Origin of the sequence: Streptomyces sp. NBC_00299, assembly GCF_036173045.1 — a bacterium.
Taxonomy (GTDB): domain Bacteria; phylum Actinomycetota; class Actinomycetes; order Streptomycetales; family Streptomycetaceae; genus Streptomyces; species Streptomyces machairae.
Map to the genome: position 1 here is coordinate 324791 of NZ_CP108039.1, position 16206 is coordinate 340996.

The window sequence follows — 16206 nt, forward strand, 5'->3', positions numbered from 1 at the left end:
GGCTCCCGCTTCCTTCCGCAAGGAGACCCATGGACGGCCTGCGCCGGCACAAGAGCATGTTCCTGCTGCCGGGACTGCTCACCCTCTTCCTGATCATTATTTTCCCGCTGCTGTTCACCATCCGCGTCAGCTTCTCCGGCTGGAACGTCAGCAACCCTCAGATGGACTTCATCGGCGGGGCCAACTACACCGCAATGCTGGACGACAGCCGCTTCTGGTCCTCCATCACCCGGCTGACCCTGCTGGCGGGCGGCACGGTCCTGATCCAGTACCTCATCGGCTTCGGCATGGCCCTACTGGTCTGGCGCGAGGCACGCGGCCGCAGATTCTGGCGGGTGCTCTTTCTCGTCCCCATGATGACCACGCCCGTGGTGATGGCCGCCATCTGGCAGACGATCTTCCATGAGTCGCTGGGCCCGGTGAACGACCTCCTGGAGATGCTGGGCCTGACGAAGATTCCCTGGCTCACCGAGTCCGGACCGGCCCTGTTCGCGCTGATGACCGTCGAGGTCTGGCAGTGGACCCCCTTCATGTTCCTGTTGCTGCTGGCCGGCCTGCTCAGCCTTCCCAAGGAACCGTTCATGGCGGCCGCGATCGACGGCGCCGGCACCTGGCGCACCTTCTGGAAGGTGACCTTCCCACTGATGGCACCGGTCTCGGTGGCGGCGGTCATCATCCGGCTGATCGAAGCGTCCAAGCTCTCCGACAGCGTCTACGTCCTGACGTCCGGCGGGCCGGGGTCCTCCACGGAGACCCCGGGTTACTACCTCTACATCCAGGGCCTCCGCGATCAGCAGACCGGCTACAGCGGGGCGATGTCCCTGACCTACCTCGTCCTGATGATCGTCACGCTCACGGTCGTCGCCGCCCTGCTCACCAGGGCCCTCAAGCTGAAGGGGGACTCATGAGGTCGCGCCTTTATCCCGTATTCAAGTACACCGTGATCGCCCTGTGGGCCTGCTTCGTCGCGGGACCGTTCTTCTGGGCGATGACGACCAGCTTCAAGAACGCCAACGCGGTCCAGGGCGGCCCCACCTACGTCCCCTGGGCGCAGTACGAGCCCACCCTCACCGGCTGGCGCAACATCTTCGGCGGAGCCGGCGGCATCGATGTGATCGATCCCTTCATCAACAGTGCCATCGTCACCATCGCCGCGTCCGCCATCAGCCTGGCCCTCGGATCACTGGCCGCCTACGCACTGTCCCGGTACCGGTTCAAGCTGGGCTTCATCAAGAACAGCGACATCGTCTTCTTCTTCGTCTCCCAGCGGATCATGCCGCCCGTCGTCCTGGTGATCCCCTTCTTCTACCTCCTGCAATACGGCGGCCTCCTGGACACCATCGCGGGCCTGGTCATCGTGACGGTCGCGCTCCTACTGCCCATCGCCGTCTGGGTGATGGTGGACTTCTTCAACGGCATCCCCCGGGAGATCGACGAGATGGCGATGCTGGAGGGCTGCCCGCCGTTCCAGACCTTCGTACGAGCGATCCTGCCGAACTCCCTGCCCGGGCTGACCGTCGCGGCCATGTTCTGCGCCGTGTTCGGCTGGAACGACTTCTTCTTCGCCTTCCGGCTGACCTTCACCGAGGTCCAGACGCTGCCCCAGGCGGTCGTCGCCCTCAACTCCTCCATTCCACCGTGGTGGACGCTGTCCGCCGCCGCACTCTTCGGCGTGGCACCACTGATCCTGCTCGCCCTCTGGGTGGAGCGCCTACTGTCCAAGGGGAACCTGTCGGGAGCGGTCCGATGAACCTCAACGCCACTGATCTGTGCCTGACCGTCGACGGCGTCGACCACCTCAAGAACGTGACCGCAACCTTCCAGCCTGGACGGCTCCACACCGTCATCGGCCGGACGATGGCAGGGAAGACGACGCTGCTGCGGGCCCTGGCCGGCCTGCAGAACGTGGACTCCGGCTCCCTGACCCGGGCGGGAGCCGACTTCCAGAAGACGCCGGTGTGGCGGCGCGACACCGCCATGGTCTACCAGCAGTTCATCAACTACCCGCATCTCAACGTGTACGACAACGTGGCCTTCCCGCTGAAGCGGGCCAAGCTGTCACGCGACGAGATCCGGCGCAGGGTGCGCCACAGCCTGGCGAGCGTGGGCCTCACGGACCTTGAGAAGCGCAAGCCCTCCCAGCTCTCCGGCGGCCAGCAGCAGCGCGTCGCGATGGCTCGCGCCCTGGCCCGCGGTACCGGCATCCTCCTGCTCGACGAGCCACTGGCGAACCTGGACTACAAGTTGCGCGAACAGCTGCGCGAGGAGTTCAAGGCCCTCTTCTCGGACCAGGGGGACACGATCGTCATCTACACGACCACCGAACCTGCCGAGGCGATGATGCTCGGGGACGTAGTTCTCGTCATGCACGAGGGGCGGATCCTCCAGACGGGCACTCCTCAGGAGGTCTTCGAACGCCCGGCGACCACCACCGTGGCATCCATCATCAACGACCCGCCCATGAACATCTTCGCCGGCCGGCTCGAGGGCGGCCAGGTCACGGTGGCCGGCTTCCAGGCCACGCACGTCTCCGCGCACCTGGCCAACCTGCCCGACGGTGCCTACCGGTTCGGCCTGCGCGCCACCGACGTCAGCCTGGCTTCCAGCGGTGTCGAGGGCGAAGTCACCTTCGTCGAGATCTCCGGCTCCGAGACCTTCGTCCATGTAGTCGTCGGCGAGACCCCCTTCGTCGTACAGATCGAGGGCATCCACGACGTCGCCCTCGGCGACCTGGTCAGACTCCGGCTCCGTTCCGACCGGCTGTTCGCCTTCGACGAGCAGGGGGCGCTCGTGCAAACACCTTCGTACGATCTCGCTTCAGTGGAAGGCCGTTGATATGGCGCAGTTGGACATCGTCGACGTCGGGCACGCGTACGCGCCGGGTGCCGAGGAGAAGCGGTGGGCTCTCAAGCCGCTGAAACTGACCTTCGAGTCCGGCAAGACCTACGCGCTGGTCGGACCCTCGGGCTGCGGCAAGACGACGCTGCTGAACATCCTGTCCGGCCTGGTCAGACCGTCCCGGGGGCGGGTGCTGTTCGACGGCGTCGATGTCACCGCCCTGCCCACCAAGGCGCGCAACATCGCCCAGGTCTTCCAGTTCCCCGTCATCTACAAATCGATGACGGTCTACGACAACCTCGCCTTCCCGCTGCAGTGCCGGCGCTGGGACAAGGCGAGGACCGACGCCAAGGTCCGGCAGGTCGCCGAGGCCCTGGACCTGCAGGATCGGTTGAAGCAGCCCGCACGCGGGCTCACCGCCGACGACAAGCAGCTGATCTCACTCGGCCGCGGCCTGGTCCGTGACGACGTAGCGGCCGTCCTGATGGACGAGCCGCTCACCGTGATCGACCCGCAGCTGAAGCACTCGCTGCGGCGCAAGATCCGAGAGATCACCGAGCAGTTCCGGCCCACGGTGATCTATGTGACGCACGACCAGTACGAGGCGATGAGCTTCGCGCAGGAACTGCTCGTCATGGAAGACGGCCGCGCCGTGCAGCAAGGCACCCCTGAGCAGCTGTTCGAGGCGCCGTCCTCCACGTACGTCGGCTACTTCATCGGCTCGCCGGCAATGAACTTCCTGACCGTGGACCGCAGCGACGGGCCCTTCGCGCTGGGCGGCCTGCCGCTGTCCGGCGCCTGGGACATCCCCCGGGGCACGGCCGAGGTCCAGGTCGGCGTACGGCCCGAATACGTCAAGATAGTCACGGAGCCCGGCCCCAACACCTTCCCCGGCCGGCTGCGGGGCGTCAGCGACCACGGCGCGCAGCGCGTCCTCGAGGTCGAGGTCGCCGGGCAGCCTGTCAGGGCCAAAACGCCGCGAGAGGACGGAGTTCCGGTCGGCGAGGACGTTCTCGTGCACCTGCCGCGCGCAAAGGTACTTCCGTACGCGGACGGTAAGTTGGTACTCCACGCGTAACGATCCCTCTGCCGGCTCCGCGACGCGTTCGGTGTCGCGAAGTCCGCAAGCATACTTTGGCAAGGGAGCTCATACGAACCTTCCGCCACGAGTCCTGATCCCGCGGCCGGTTCCGAGGACGCCACTGCTGCGTGGCGGGAGTGGCTGACGACGCGTGAGAGGTAGGTCTGCAGCACGGTTCGACGGCCCCATTCCGGGTGACGGTCACTGGCTGTAGCGGATGCTGTGCGTCGGTGGCGGGCGACTCAGAGTTTGCAGCGAGCCCCGTCACCGGGCGTTTTCAGGCGGATGAGGTAGTCGGAGAGGGCGTCGTTGATGCATGAGTTGCGGGCGAGGGCCGCGCCGTGCTGGTTTCCCTCGACCGTCAGCAGACTGCCGCCGAGAGTCTTGGCGAGGCTGACGCCGCCCTCGTACGGTGTCACCGGATCGCCGGTGGTGGAGACCGTCAGCGTGTGCGGCAGGCCTTTGATGCCGGTGGCGTACGGATAGCCGAGCGTGGGTTGCACGGGCCAGTGCTCGCAGCCGTCGCGGGCTTCGGTGATGGGCCGGCCTGTGTCCGCGTACGGTGCGGCCTTGATGAAGTCGCGTTTCAACGCCGTCTCCGCGGCCGGGTTGTTGCGTTCCTCGTCGAGGCAGTTGATCCCGATGGTGGCCTCGAGCGCGTTCGAGTACGTCCCGTCTGATGCCCGCTCGTGAATGATGTCCCGCAGGGCGATCAGAGTGTCTCCGCGACCGTCCCGCAGGCCGGTGATCCCCTTGATGATCATCGGCCATGTCGACTTGGTGTACAGGCCGGTGGTGACACCGCTGACCGCCTTGACGAAGGTCAGTTCGCGCCCCTTGCCGGCCGGGATCGGCTTGTCGACCAGCGGCTGGGCAAGCTTCTGGAAGACCTCGGTGGCCCGCTTCGGATCGGTGCCGAGCGGGCAGTCGGCCTGGGCCGAGCAGAAGGCCGCCATCTGTTCGAACGACCGCTGCAGGCCGCTCGCTTGCTCCAGGCGCCGTTGACGGCTGCCCTTCAAGGGGTCGAACGCGGCGTCGAGCACGAGTGCCCGCACCTTCGCCGGGAACATCTCGGCGTAGACCGCACCCAGCCGGGTGCCGTAACTCGTGCCGGCGAACGTGAGCTTGTCGTCGCCGAGCACCTCGCGCAGAACATCCATGTCCCGTGCGACATCCCGGGTGCCGACGTGCGCAAGCGCGTCCGCCCCGCCGGAGCGCTCGGCACACTGCTCGTAAAGCTGCTTCGTCTCCTGCTCGTTCCAGTCGTCCACGCCGGAGTCGAATGACGCGATCATGGCGTCGTTCTCGCGTTCGGCGTCGGTGTAGCAGTCGAGCGCCGGCGTCGACTTCCCGACCCCGCGCGGATCGAACCCGACGAGATCGAACGACTCCGTGATCGGGCTGGACGCCCAGGCCGCGGCCGCCTGCGGCGCGAAACTGGTCCCCGGGAAGCCCGGCCCGCCCGGATTCAGCAACAGCGAACCGGTCGGCTTCCCGCCCCGGGCGGCGACGCGGAACACGGCTATCGAAGCCGTCTTGCCGTCGGGCTCTTCGTAGTTCAGCGGGACTTTCAGGCGAGCGCACTCGAACTTGGCCCCGGGCCAGGGCTTCTGCGGTTCCGCTGCGCCGGGCGTTGGCGGCGGCTCGCAGGCTTCGAACGCCGGCTTCTGGTCGTAGAACCGGTCGAGCGCACCAGTGGAGGCGGCGCCGGCCTTCGCTTCTGCTCCCGGCTCGCAGGCGGCGAGCAACGTCAGGGGCACGACGGCGGCGACAGCTGCGGCCCGCAGTCGTCGGGGTGTACGCATGGATCTCCTGGTCTTCGATCTCGCACGGGGTCAGCCGGTCACGCTGACTGCCTCCATTGCGAACCATGCCCTCGGGGCATGGTCAAGCGGCGCTCATTCCCCGGCGGCGTCGTCCTGCGAAAGCAGTTCGTGCACGCGTCGCAGGACGTCGAGCTGAGCCTCGTTGTAGAACTCGACCAGCGCCTGCACGACAACCGACTGGGTGATCGCCCCTTTCCGGCGGGATGACGCTTCCAGGTCACCCAGGAACGGGTGGTCCTTCTGCTGGTTGCGGGCTTCCGGCGCGAGGCGCACAGCGAGCTGCCGCCGCACGTCTTCGGGCGCGTCCGCGGGGAGGGACTCGAACTGTGCACCGACGTCGCTGCGAGGCGCCGAAAGCTGCTCCTTGAGAGCGGACATCGCCGCGGGGGTGAGGAAGCTGGAGTACGCCAGCAGGAGAGAACGCTGCGCCTCCGGCAGATCGTCGGCGAGCGCCTTGAAGTCCGCGGGCAAGTCGATCGAGGCCCGGTTGTCCAGGATCGCCGCCAATTCCCGTCGCATCCGCTGCTGGCGTTCGATACTCGCCGCGAGTTCCGCGTCCAGGCCGCGCAGGATCAGCTCCCCCGTCTCATCGGCGGCCTCGACCGAAGGGATGTCCGACAGATGCACGCCGAGGTCGACCAGTCTGCGGATGCGCAGCAGGCGGACCAAGTGGTTTACGCCGTATCGCTTGTAGCCGTTGGCCGCTCGTTCCGGCTCGTCCAGCAGGCCGATCTTGTGATAGTGCCGGACGGTTTTGAGCGTCGTGCCGGCGAGTTCGGCCAGCTGACTGGTACTCCACGCCACCGGCAGGCCCTCTCCTCGAGTGATCCGTTCCTCGCAAGACGCATTTGACCATGCCCCTGGGGCACGGAATGTGATGGGTGGCGAACCACACCGCGGGACGGGAGCGTTGACCACCACCCGACATCGCCCGTCACAGGATCTCCCCTGCGCAGCCGGGCCGAGCTAGCAACGGGAGCGAAAGCATGATCAAAGAGTGGCGGCGGCGTCGAGCCATGCAGCGGGTCAAACCCGGTGACGGACGAGCACTGATCGGTTTCCGCTGGTGGCAGTTGCCTCTGCGTGCATGAGCTTGCGCTTCACAGCGCGGGTGACGTGGCCGAGTTCGGCGTCTCCCAGGTTGCCCATGTCGCGATTGACCAGAGACCAAATGCCCTCCTGCGGGTCGAGGTCCGGGGCGCATGTCGGCATCTGGAACACGGCGAGCCATGAGGCGTTGGCCTCGAAGGATTCCTTCAGCGGCGCGACCAGGTGCAAGCGCAGGTTGTCCTGTCCTACACGAGCACGAACGGGCTGCCGGGCCATGTATGCGCACGGATGACCAGGCCGCGGTAGTCCTTCCAGCCGAAGCGCTTCGGTTCGTTCTTTGCGGCCCCAGTTCTCGGGGCCGACCATGTGCCCCTTGGCTGCGGCGGCACCCCATCGACTGAATTCGCCATGCAGCACGTCCACCCGGGCGCTGCACCACCGGACGCCACGATCGTCAGTGCGAACACTCACGCTTCGCCGATGGCGTAGAGGTCCTCCGCCACGCCGCCCCACTGCCCGAGGCGGGTGAAAACGGGCACAGTGTCCATATCGGCGTCGAACACCACGACGTGGCCGCCGTATCGGTCGAGGACCATCTCCTGCAGCGCCCACGCCGGTGCGGTGGCCAGGACCTCCAGGGCATCGACGGTGAGCAGAGCGGGCACCGCCGGTCGTCGGGCCGCGTGAGAAGCGCGACACGTGCAGCAAATCGCCAGACTGGACCTCGGTGAGCAGCGCGTACACGATCCAGGGATTCTGGTGGTGCAGGACCAGACCACGTGGTCCACAATGTCGTCTTCCCCGTCGAGTTCCTGTGTTCAGAGTCTGTCTTTCGGCGGTGTGTCAGCGCCGCGCGTTCCCCGACCGACCGCGCGCCGTTCCACTTCCTGGGCGGTGCGGCCCGGCGTGTCCCCGCAGGCGTCGGCAGGCAGCGGTACGCCGACCTGTAGAAGGGGCAGGGTCGATCATTCGGAGGCTGGACCATGAGCAGTGGGGTTTGGACGGGCGCCGCGGTGGCCGCTGTCACTGCCGCGTACGCGCTGAGCTCGCGTCGGCTGTCCACGACCCCGATCTCGTCGGGGATGGTGTTCGTCGCTTCCGGCATTCTCATCGGACCAGCGGTGCTGGACATCGTCGACCTGGCGCACGACGCCGCACCGATCGTCGCGCTTCTCGAAATCACCCTGGGGCTGGTGCTGTTCACCGATGCCATGACGGTGCGCAGACGAGACCTTCGGACCGGCGGATTTCTACCTGGTCGGCTGCTGGGTATCGGGCTTCCGCTGAGTATCGGGGCCGGCTGGCTGCTCGCCTGGCCGCTGCTGCCGGGGCTGACGATGTGGGAGCTCGCGCTCGTCGGCGCCATCCTCGCCCCGACCGACGCCGCCCTCGGAAAGACCGCCATCACCCACCCCCGGGTCCCGGCGCTCGTACGTCACGGACTGAATGTCGAAAGCGGCCTGAACGACGGCATGGTGCTGCCCTTCTTCCTCCTGTTCCTGGCAGCCATCCCGGGCACGCACTACGCGGAGGAGGGCGTGGTCGGCGTCTTCTGGCGGGCCCTGGTGCTGAGCACCGCGCTGGGGCTGCTGGTCGGGTGGGTCGGTGGGCGGCTTCTGCAGTGGTCCCGGGCCAAGGGATGGGTCACGCGAGAGTGGCGGCAGGTCTATCTGCCGGCCGTCGCGGCGGGGGCGTACGAACTCGCCGTCGTGACGGACGGCAGTGGCTTCATCGCCGCGTGGGTCGCCGGGTTCGCCTGCGGGTTCGCACTGCGCCGCCACAGGATCGAGAAGGACAGGGGACAGCCGGACCACACAGCCGAGTTCACCGAGAACCTCGGGGAACTCCTCGCTGCGATCAGCCTTCTCGTGTTCGGGGCGGTGCTGCTCGGCCCCGCGCTCGAGCACCTGAGCTGGCGGATCATCTTGTACGCCGTCCTCAGCCTCACCGTGGTCAGGATGCTGCCCGTGGCTCTCTCGCTCGCCGGCAGCGGGCTACGGCTACCCACCGTGGCGTACATCGGCTGGTTCGGGCCGCGCGGTCTCGCCTCCGTGGTCCTGGCGCTGCTCGTGGTGGAGGAACACGTCCCGGGGGTGGAACTGCTCGGGCAGGTGGTCGCGATCACCGTCGGCCTCAGCGTCCTCCTGCACGGCATCTCGGCCGTGTCCCTCGCCGAGCGGTACGGCCGCTGGCACGAGAAGGCCTCGGCCACCTCGCGGGATCTGCGCGAGGGCAGCCCCGTACTCGACACTCCGGTACGCGGCAGGCTCGGCCGGCCGGACCAGACAGAGACGTGAGACGTGAGACGACGTCATCCACCTGTCACCGACGCGCCACGCCTTGCCGGGCCGCTTCTTCGGCTGCTGCCCGCGTGCCGCCGTCGCGGCCTTCTGTGCCGGGGGCTGTCCCACCGCGCGGATCGTAGAGCCGACTCCCGGTGGCCGTCGCGCGCCACGCGCACCGGCCACCGGGAACGGCGGCTCGCGGAGTCGCGCACCAGGGCCCGCGGCGCGATGAGTTGCGCACGATGCACCGCACTCCCTCATCGGATGGTGCGCACCGAGTCGACTCCACTGCGCACCCGATGCGCTCCAAGGTGGCCTCCGCTCCCCGACCGGTGCGCACGGTGGTCATATGCGGACGGGCACAGCGTTCCTACCGGCTCAAAACGATGCGCTCGTACGCGTGTGCCAGCACGTCGTTCGCGCCCGCCGAGCACGTACGTCGTCGTTTAGGCGGCCGGGGTGAGCTCGGCGCGGCCGAACAGCAGGGCGTAGCCGGTGGGGAGCTGGTGGAGGATGCGGGTGATCAGGTTGGGGCCGGCGTAGGCGGAGACGGCGGAGAAGACGGAGCCGGTGTCCCAACGGGTGGTGGCCAGGGAGGCGCCGGTGCGGGCGGCAAGGTCCTTGACGAAGGCCCAGCCGGTCAGGTGCTGGGTATCGGGGATCTGTGCGGTCAGCACGCGTGCGGCTTCCCAGGGCAGGCAGCGCGCCAGCTCGACGCGTTCATCGCCGGTCAGCTGGCGCCCCAGTCCGGCAAGAACCAGGCGGACGGCTTCGTCGGCTCTCTCGCGGGTGGGATATGCGCCCTCGTAGCGGACCTTCTCCAGCATCTGCTCGTATGCCGTCCCGTACGGCTGCTGGTGCGGTGCGTGCCGGTCGGAGATCACTGGGGTGGTTGCCTTTCTTGCTGAGGCCGGTGGTCGGGCACCGGGGTACGTGATGGTCAGGTGGGCTGAGGGCGGCCGAAGAGCAGGTCGTAGCCGGCGGGGAGCTGGAGCAGGATCTGCCCCAGCAGGTCCTCGCCGGCGGCGTCGGCGACGGTGGACAGCACGGCGCTGACGTCCCAGGCCGCGGTCTGCTCGGTGGCGCCCTCGATCCACGCGGCGGTTGCGCGCACGAACCGCTCCGGGGGCAGCGGCTCGGCGCTCTGCAGCGGGTTGAGCAGGATCAGGGCGAACTCCTCCGGCAGGCGCGCCGCGAGCTGGGCGCGGACGTCGCCGACCAGGTGCGCGCCGAGCAGGGCGAGCACCACACGGGCCGCGCGCTCGGCTTCCTCCACAGTGTCGTACCTGCCACGTTCCTTCACGTGGCCCAGGAACGCTTCACGTCGCAGAGTCATCTCGGCCGCCACCCCTTCTTCTTCGGACTGCGAATGGGGGTGCGGAGGACGAGGTTGGGGGGAGATCGGATGCCCGCCCTCCGCACCCGTCCGGCCGGAGTCAGCCGGAGATCTCCTTGCGGCTGGATCCGACGCCGATGGAGATCTTGCGGGGCTTGGCACGCTCGGCGATCGGGATGCGCAGGGTGAGCACGCCCGCGTCGTAGTCGGCCTGGATGCGCTCGGTGTCGAGGGTGTCGGCGAGCACGATCTGGCGGGAGAAGGCACCCAGGGGCCGCTCGGACAGCTCCATCTGCACGTCGTCGGCCTTCGCCACCGGCCGCCGCTCGGCCTTGACGGTCAGCATGTTCCGCTCGACATCGATATCGATCGCGTCCGCGCTGACACCGGGCAGGTCGAAGGCCACAACGTACTCGTCACCCTCGCGGTAGGCGTCCATCGGCATCGCCGACGGCTTCGACCAGGTCCCCGGGCCCATCAGCTGCTGCGCCAGCCGGTCCAGCTCACGGAAGGGGTCAGTGCGCATCAACATCGTGAAAACACCTCCAGCAGGTTCAGGCAGTTGCTGCCAATGCGCCTCACTGACACCGTTGTAGCATGTCATCCAATGGATGACAAACACGAGGTCGTCTACATGACGACAAACCCGAGGAGGTGTCCGTGACCGCAGCCGACCAGCCGTCCACGACCCGTACGAACGCCCAGAGCCCGGCGTCGTTCCTCGCCGCTGCGGCAGCTCTGACCGCCATGGACGACGCCCTACGCGAGGCCCAGCGACAGTCCCCGGACACCTCCGATGCGCCAGCGCCGGAGCAGGCGCTGGCATCCCTGATGCTGCTGCGCCACGTGCGCGAGCAGCTTGCCGGATGGGAGACCGGTCTGATCGAAACCGCCCGCGACGCGGGAGCCAGCTGGGCCGACCTCGCCCACCCCCTCGGCGTCGCCAGCCGCCAAGCCGCCGAACGCCGCTACCTCCGCGGCCGCCCCGGAAACCCAGGCTCCACAGGCGAACAGCGAGTAAGAGCCACCCGCGACCGCCGCGCCGCCGACCGCACCGTCACCGCCTGGGCGCGCGCCAACGCCGCCAACCTGCGCCAGCTCGCGGGCCAGATCACCACCCTCACCGACCTGCCCGCCCCCGCCCGTGCCCCGCTCGCCGAGCTCACGGCCGCCCTCGCCGACAACGACCCGGCCACGCTCGTCGCACCTCTGGCGGACACGCACCCGTATCTGGCATCCGGCCACCCCGACCTCGCCGCGCGCGTCGATGACCTCACGCGTCACACCGACCGACTCCGCCAGCGCAGCGGGAAACAGCGCCGCAACCGAACCTGACATGCCGCCCTGACCAGCGCCAATGCTCAGGCGCCCGTCTTCCACTGTCAGCAGTGCCAGGGCTTTGGGCCGACAGCAGGGACGATCCGGTCGACGCCCCGCTCGACCAGATCGTGGACACCAGCGGCCCCCGCGAGGGCGGTCGAGGTGGCCCAGGGGTACAGCGCCGACCGCACCTACGGGCTCTGCCGGGGATGGAAGTGTCGGCACGGCCTGAGGGGTAGTGGGCGCTTCGCCGGCGAGGGTGAAGTGGACGCTGATGCCGCTGTCATCTGGATATAGCTGGAAGAACAGCCGGGTGTCGGGTGGGTGGGCGCGTGGCCGTGAACGAGGTGGGCTGGCGGGTGACCACCGCCGCCCGGTAGCGGTCTTCGAACACCGGCTCGTACAACCACACGGGGCTCCTGCGGTGCGCGCTACGCCCCCAGAGGGACCTCGCAGCTGAATCGAGATGGCAGAAGGCCATGAACTGACTCACTGCGGGTGGCGGCCGCCGTATGTGCAGCCGCGCCGACGGGCGGATGCGCCGTTCGTATTCCGCCACCGAGGTCGCTGATTGGATCGCCTACCTTCAGTACGAAGCGCGCGCCCTGGGGGCGATCGCGAAGCGTGGGCCGCTCTCCTGGCCGCGCGAGTGGACCGGCGCGTCGACGCGGTCGCGGCTGGCTCAGTCGTGGTCGGCGGGGGGGCGGCGAGACGTCGTGGGGCGGCGGCCGGTGGAGCGTGTGGGGCGCTCCGCCAACCGCCGCTTCCTGCGTCAGTACGTCAGTGCGTCAGGCTTGACCGGCGCCTCCGCCACCGGGGCCGTACGACGCTGTCCCGTCACGCTGCCGAGCCAGCCGAGCAGGAACGCGACGGGCAGCGACACCAGGGCGACGGTCTGGAGCGGGAACCAGTCGATGTGCCACTCGGGCACCAGCGCCATCGGGTTGCCCGAGAAGACGGGGCTGCACACCTGGAGTCCGATCGCGGAGCCCAGGCCGCCGTACAGCGTCCACAGCAGTCCCCGGCGGGTGAAGCCGCTCCAGAACAACGCGTACACCAGCGCCGGGAGCAGGCAGGAGGCCGCCACGGCCAAGGAGAGCGTGGACAGGAAGCCCATGTTCCAGCCCTGGACCCACACCGCACAGCAGATGCTCAGCACCCCGACCAGGGCGGACGCGATACGGGCCGCGGCCACCTCTCGGCCCTCGGTGGTGCGCCCGCGGCGCACGACGTTGGTGACGAGATCGTGGGCGACCGCGCCCGCCGCCGCCAGGGTCACGCTCGCGACGACCGCAAGCGTCGTGAGGAAAACCGCGCAGGCGACCAGCACGACGAGCCATGCCTCGCCCGTCTTCGCCGACGATCCTCCTGCCAGATCGCCGGTGAGCATCAGCAGGCTGCTGGTGGCTCCGGGGTCGGCGGCGAGAATCTTCGGGGCGCCGATCATCGCCGCGGCACCGAAGCCCATCACCGTGGTGACGAGGCAGACGGCGCCGACGATGCCGATGGTGTGGCGGACCGTACGTCGGGCGGCGGCCGGGTCGGGTGCGGTGTTGAGCTGAGTGGCTACATGGGGCAGGCACGCCACGCCCAGCACCACGGTGATCATCAGGCCGACGAAGTCGAGCGTGCTCTCGACCGGGCCGCCGGCGGCGAAGCGCAGGCCCGGACGCAGATAGCCCTCGGGTCGGCCGCTGCCCTGAGCGGCGGCGCCGATGAGGGAGTCGGCGCTCCAGTGAAAGCGGTGGAGCAGCACCGCGGCCACGGCGAGCGCCATGGCAAGCAGGAACACGGTCTTGATCATCTGGAGCGCGATCATGCCTCGCATCCCGCCGAAGGCCGTGGCGCAGACGACGAGTGTGCCGATCATGACGATGACGGTCTGTTCGGCACCCGGCCCGGAAAGGCCGAGCAGCATGGCGGTGGTCCGGCCCGCGCCGGAGAGCTGGACGATCAGATACGGGATACAGGCGCTCAGCGTGACGACGGCGGCCGCGATCCGCACGGCGGGCCCCGGGGCGCGCAGGGCGAAGGTGTCGCCGAGGGTGTAGCTGCCGCGCTCGCGCAGCGGGCCGGACAGCAGGAGCAGGACGCCGAGCGACAGCACGGTGCACAGGGCGACGAACAGGCCGTCGAAGCCGAAGACCGCGACGGTTCCCGTCGTGCCGAGCACGGTCGCGGCCGAGAGATAGACGCCGGAGAGGACGATGGCGCCGTGCACGGGGCGCAGCCTGCGACCCGCGGTGTAGAAGTCGTTGACCCGGTCGCGCTCGGGGCCGTTGAGGACACAGATGAGCAGCATCGGGACGATGAACGTCAGAAAGCCGACGAGGACCCAGGAGCGGGTGTCCGCGTCCAGGTCGAGGGAGCCGGGTGTCCCTGCGGCGAGCAGCATCTGAGGAAGCATCAGCGCTCCCCCTGCGGCTCGTACTCGGCCTCGCCGTAGAGGGCCCCGTCGTGGGCGTCGCCGTAGGGGGCGCGGTCGTAGCGCGCCGCCGTCCACAGCAGGAGCGAGGCCTGGGCGAGGAGTGCGACGACGCCGAGGGTGATCTGTCCGGCGACTCGCGTGGCCAGCAGGTCCTCGGCGGTGCAGGCGAGCAGGAGGTGGACCGCGAAGGTCAGTCCGTTGACGAGCGCGAAGAATCTGCCGGGCGGGTGGGGCCTGGGTCTTTGATGCGGCTGGGGGGTGTGCGGATGGACGTGCTGATGGGCCATGGAGCTCTCCTGGCGGGCAGGGAAGCGCGCATCGCCTGGCTCGGGCGATGCCTTGCGCGGGCATTGCCCCTGACGGCAGTGCCCCTGATGAGGGCTCACCAGAGCACGTACCGACCAGTCAGTCCATGTACTTCGGGCACGCCGTTGTCCGCTCCCAACGGCGGGGGGCGGTGACTGTGCTGATGCCCATTCAGCCACCTGCAGGAAGGCAACCGGCCACGGCGGTGCGGCCGCCGGCAGCCAGCAGCCGAGGGGTATGTGCGGCGGCCCCGCCGGTCACGCATCGCGTGTTCGCAGCGGGCCTACGTCGCTGTCTGCGGCCTCAGCCGTCCACGTCGCGATCCCAGGCGTCCGCGCAGCCGAGAACGGCCGCAGGCCCGAGCAATTGGAGCGCGTCGAACGCGAGTGTGAGCCGTACGAGGTCGCGGGGACGGGACAGTTCGAGCCCTGTGATCTGCTCGAAACGGCGCAGCCGGTTCAGCACCGTGTTGCGGTGGCACAGCATGTGCCGGGACGCCTGGACCGCCGAGCCGCCCTTCTCGATCCACACCCCGAGCGTGTCGATCAGCGTTTCGCGGTCCGCGGGTTCCAGTTCGTACAGCGGCCGGAGCACCCGCAGTGCGAGTTCGGCGGACAGGTCGGGCCGTGAGACGAGCAGGCCGTCGGGCAGACGGGCGTCGAGCCGGGCGACGTCGCCGTCTCCCCGGCAGGTGCGCAGGGCGAGTCCGGCCATGTCCCGCGCCCGGGGCAGGTTCTCCAGGCCCTGGACGACCGGGCTGACGCCGATGCGCATGCCGGGGCCGGCGTCGAGGGCGGAGACAAGCGCGTCGAGCGCGCGGTCGCCTAGATGGGCGACGAGCACATCGCGCCGACCCCCGGTGTGGCGCAGGACGCGCATGCCGCGGATCTCCGGGACTGCGTCGGGCGTACGGCCGACGGGCGGCGTGGCCCGTATCTCCGCGACCGCGAAGCGTCCGTCGGGCGGCAGGTTGAGGATCGATGCCGCGTCCCGGATGAACGCAGGGTCGTTGCGGCTCTCCAGTACGGCGGCGAGGATCAGGCGTACGCGCTCGTTGTGGCGGCTGGCCACACCCTTGGCGACCTGACGGTAGGCGTCGGCCAGCAGGACGCAGTCGCGGTCGTTGCTCTTCCACACCAGCTCGGCCACGTGCACGAGGTGACGCTGGTCGCCTAGGCCGTCCCCCTCCACTGCGCCGATGACCCCGTTCCAGACCTCCGAGCCGGCCACCCGGAAGGCGTGCAGCACCTCGTCGAGGGGGCGGCTCTCTTCGGCCCGGCGGATGCCCAGTTCACGGGTGTAGCGCTCGACGTCCGCCATCCGGCCCGGGTCGAGGGCGGCCTCCAGGGTGATGCGTACGCCCTTGTACACGGACTGCGGCAGGTCGGGGGGTGCGAGCACCGGGTCCGCGTAGTACGGCACCTCGGTGCGAATCTGGTCCACCACGATGTCGCTGAATGCCCGGCCGCGCCCGAGCAGACGCCGACAGGCGTGATCGAAGAGTTGGTGCGGCGAGGGCTCGTCGGCGGGCTCCGGCAGGGGCAGCGGCGAGCCGACGGCGGTGGCGCCGGGGGGTGGACCGACGGCGGCGGCATCAGGCCGCGGACCGGCGGTGGTGACGCGGGGGCGGACCGCGCCACGGGCGGAACTGGTGTGCATGGACCCTCCAGACGGACTGGGCGTGCGAGAACACCACGGCGGGTCGCCATGTCTTGCGCTGTGCGGGTCGCAGGTGG

General features: G+C 69.0%; 15 protein-coding genes and 1 pseudogene. 6 read left to right on the forward strand and 10 right to left on the reverse strand.

Annotation, left to right across the window (positions count from 1 at the left end):
- Nucleotides 1-29: 29 nt before the first annotated feature.
- Genes OHT51_RS01585 through OHT51_RS01600 form a run of 4 tightly spaced genes read left to right on the forward strand, consistent with a single transcriptional unit; the run spans nucleotide 30 to nucleotide 3916 of the window.
- Nucleotides 30-908, forward strand: a complete 879-nt coding sequence (locus OHT51_RS01585; protein WP_328877043.1) for a carbohydrate ABC transporter permease — start codon at nucleotides 30-32, stop codon at nucleotides 906-908.
- Nucleotides 905-1750, forward strand: a complete 846-nt coding sequence (locus tag OHT51_RS01590; protein ID WP_328877044.1) for a carbohydrate ABC transporter permease — start codon at nucleotides 905-907, stop codon at nucleotides 1748-1750. Before OHT51_RS01585 ends, OHT51_RS01590 begins: the two co-directional genes overlap by 4 nt.
- Nucleotides 1747-2835 (forward strand): ABC transporter ATP-binding protein, encoded by a 1089-nt coding sequence (locus OHT51_RS01595; RefSeq protein ID WP_328877045.1) that lies wholly within the window; start codon nucleotides 1747-1749, stop codon nucleotides 2833-2835. Before OHT51_RS01590 ends, OHT51_RS01595 begins: the two co-directional genes overlap by 4 nt.
- A 1-nt stretch (nucleotide 2836) precedes the next feature.
- The gene (locus OHT51_RS01600; protein ID WP_328877046.1) at nucleotides 2837-3916 is read left to right on the forward strand and encodes an ABC transporter ATP-binding protein; all 1080 of its coding nucleotides are present in this window, start codon (nucleotides 2837-2839) and stop codon (nucleotides 3914-3916) included.
- A 245-nt stretch (nucleotides 3917-4161) separates the two neighbouring features.
- Here the strand turns inward: OHT51_RS01600 and OHT51_RS01605 are convergent, their stop codons facing one another.
- The 4 genes and pseudogenes from OHT51_RS01605 to OHT51_RS01620 all read right to left on the reverse strand — a co-directional run bounded on the left by OHT51_RS01605 (nucleotide 4162) and on the right by OHT51_RS01620 (nucleotide 7460).
- Complete coding sequence (locus OHT51_RS01605; RefSeq protein WP_328877047.1) at nucleotides 4162-5724, reverse strand: alpha/beta hydrolase; 1563 nt, start codon at nucleotides 5722-5724, stop codon at nucleotides 4162-4164.
- 93 nt (nucleotides 5725-5817) lie between these two features.
- Entirely contained in the window at nucleotides 5818-6549 is a 732-nt protein-coding gene (locus OHT51_RS01610; protein ID WP_328877048.1) for a MerR family transcriptional regulator, read from the reverse strand.
- 285 nt (nucleotides 6550-6834) lie between these two features.
- Nucleotides 6835-7133, reverse strand: a pseudogene (locus OHT51_RS01615) (IS630 family transposase); the annotation flags it as partial.
- Between the two features lie 129 nt (nucleotides 7134-7262).
- A complete protein-coding gene (locus tag OHT51_RS01620) occupies nucleotides 7263-7460 on the reverse strand; it encodes a hypothetical protein (protein WP_328877050.1) in 198 nt (65 codons plus the stop codon).
- Between the two features lie 318 nt (nucleotides 7461-7778).
- Here OHT51_RS01620 and OHT51_RS01625 point away from each other — a divergent pair, with 318 nt between their 5' ends.
- On the forward strand, nucleotides 7779-9092 hold the full coding sequence (locus tag OHT51_RS01625; protein ID WP_328877051.1) for a cation:proton antiporter: 1314 nt from the start codon (nucleotides 7779-7781) through the stop codon (nucleotides 9090-9092).
- Nucleotides 9093-9526: 434 nt separating this feature from the next.
- Here OHT51_RS01625 and OHT51_RS01630 read toward each other — a convergent pair whose 3' ends face one another.
- From OHT51_RS01630 to OHT51_RS01640, 3 genes are all read right to left on the reverse strand, one after another.
- Nucleotides 9527-9964 carry a DUF2267 domain-containing protein gene (locus OHT51_RS01630; RefSeq protein ID WP_328877052.1) on the reverse strand — a complete coding sequence of 146 codons (438 nt, stop codon included), beginning with the start codon at nucleotides 9962-9964 and terminating at the stop codon, nucleotides 9527-9529.
- Nucleotides 9965-10020: 56 nt separating this feature from the next.
- Nucleotides 10021-10416 carry a DUF2267 domain-containing protein gene (locus OHT51_RS01635; RefSeq protein WP_328877053.1) on the reverse strand — a complete coding sequence of 132 codons (396 nt, stop codon included), beginning with the start codon at nucleotides 10414-10416 and terminating at the stop codon, nucleotides 10021-10023.
- Between the two features lie 100 nt (nucleotides 10417-10516).
- Nucleotides 10517-10948, reverse strand: a complete 432-nt coding sequence (locus OHT51_RS01640; protein WP_328877054.1) for an Hsp20/alpha crystallin family protein — start codon at nucleotides 10946-10948, stop codon at nucleotides 10517-10519.
- A 128-nt stretch (nucleotides 10949-11076) separates the two neighbouring features.
- Between OHT51_RS01640 and OHT51_RS01645 the strand changes: the two genes are divergently transcribed.
- Nucleotides 11077-11751, forward strand: coding sequence for a type III effector protein (locus tag OHT51_RS01645; protein ID WP_328877055.1), 675 nt, complete (start codon nucleotides 11077-11079; stop codon nucleotides 11749-11751).
- A gap of 757 nt (nucleotides 11752-12508) precedes the next feature.
- On the opposite strand, the gene OHT51_RS01650 is transcribed toward OHT51_RS01645, so the two are convergent.
- From OHT51_RS01650 to OHT51_RS01660, 3 genes are all read right to left on the reverse strand, one after another.
- Nucleotides 12509-14143, reverse strand: a complete 1635-nt coding sequence (locus tag OHT51_RS01650; protein WP_328877056.1) for a sodium/solute symporter — start codon at nucleotides 14141-14143, stop codon at nucleotides 12509-12511.
- Nucleotides 14143-14451 carry a hypothetical protein gene (locus tag OHT51_RS01655; protein ID WP_328877057.1) on the reverse strand — a complete coding sequence of 103 codons (309 nt, stop codon included), beginning with the start codon at nucleotides 14449-14451 and terminating at the stop codon, nucleotides 14143-14145. Before OHT51_RS01655 ends, OHT51_RS01650 begins: the two co-directional genes overlap by 1 nt.
- 322 nt (nucleotides 14452-14773) lie before the next feature.
- Nucleotides 14774-16129 (reverse strand): PucR family transcriptional regulator, encoded by a 1356-nt coding sequence (locus OHT51_RS01660; RefSeq protein WP_328877058.1) that lies wholly within the window; start codon nucleotides 16127-16129, stop codon nucleotides 14774-14776.
- Nucleotides 16130-16206: the final 77 nt, after the last annotated feature.

What these genes read in the sequence shown, in the direction of transcription:
- OHT51_RS01625 (WP_328877051.1), top strand. Translation starts at nt 7,779, where the DNA reads ATGAGCAGTGGGGTTTGGACGGGCGCCGCGGTGGCCGCTGTCACTGCC.
- OHT51_RS01590 (WP_328877044.1), top strand. Translation starts at nt 905, where the DNA reads ATGAGGTCGCGCCTTTATCCCGTATTCAAGTACACCGTGATCGCCCTG.
- OHT51_RS01660 (WP_328877058.1), bottom strand. Translation starts at nt 16,129, where the DNA reads ATGCACACCAGTTCCGCCCGTGGCGCGGTCCGCCCCCGCGTCACCACC.
- OHT51_RS01635 (WP_328877053.1), bottom strand. Translation starts at nt 10,416, where the DNA reads ATGACTCTGCGACGTGAAGCGTTCCTGGGCCACGTGAAGGAACGTGGC.
- OHT51_RS01640 (WP_328877054.1), bottom strand. Translation starts at nt 10,948, where the DNA reads ATGTTGATGCGCACTGACCCCTTCCGTGAGCTGGACCGGCTGGCGCAG.
- OHT51_RS01605 (WP_328877047.1), bottom strand. Translation starts at nt 5,724, where the DNA reads ATGCGTACACCCCGACGACTGCGGGCCGCAGCTGTCGCCGCCGTCGTG.
- OHT51_RS01600 (WP_328877046.1), top strand. Translation starts at nt 2,837, where the DNA reads ATGGCGCAGTTGGACATCGTCGACGTCGGGCACGCGTACGCGCCGGGT.
- OHT51_RS01650 (WP_328877056.1), bottom strand. Translation starts at nt 14,143, where the DNA reads ATGCTTCCTCAGATGCTGCTCGCCGCAGGGACACCCGGCTCCCTCGAC.
- OHT51_RS01585 (WP_328877043.1), top strand. Translation starts at nt 30, where the DNA reads ATGGACGGCCTGCGCCGGCACAAGAGCATGTTCCTGCTGCCGGGACTG.
- OHT51_RS01655 (WP_328877057.1), bottom strand. Translation starts at nt 14,451, where the DNA reads ATGGCCCATCAGCACGTCCATCCGCACACCCCCCAGCCGCATCAAAGA.
- OHT51_RS01595 (WP_328877045.1), top strand. Translation starts at nt 1,747, where the DNA reads ATGAACCTCAACGCCACTGATCTGTGCCTGACCGTCGACGGCGTCGAC.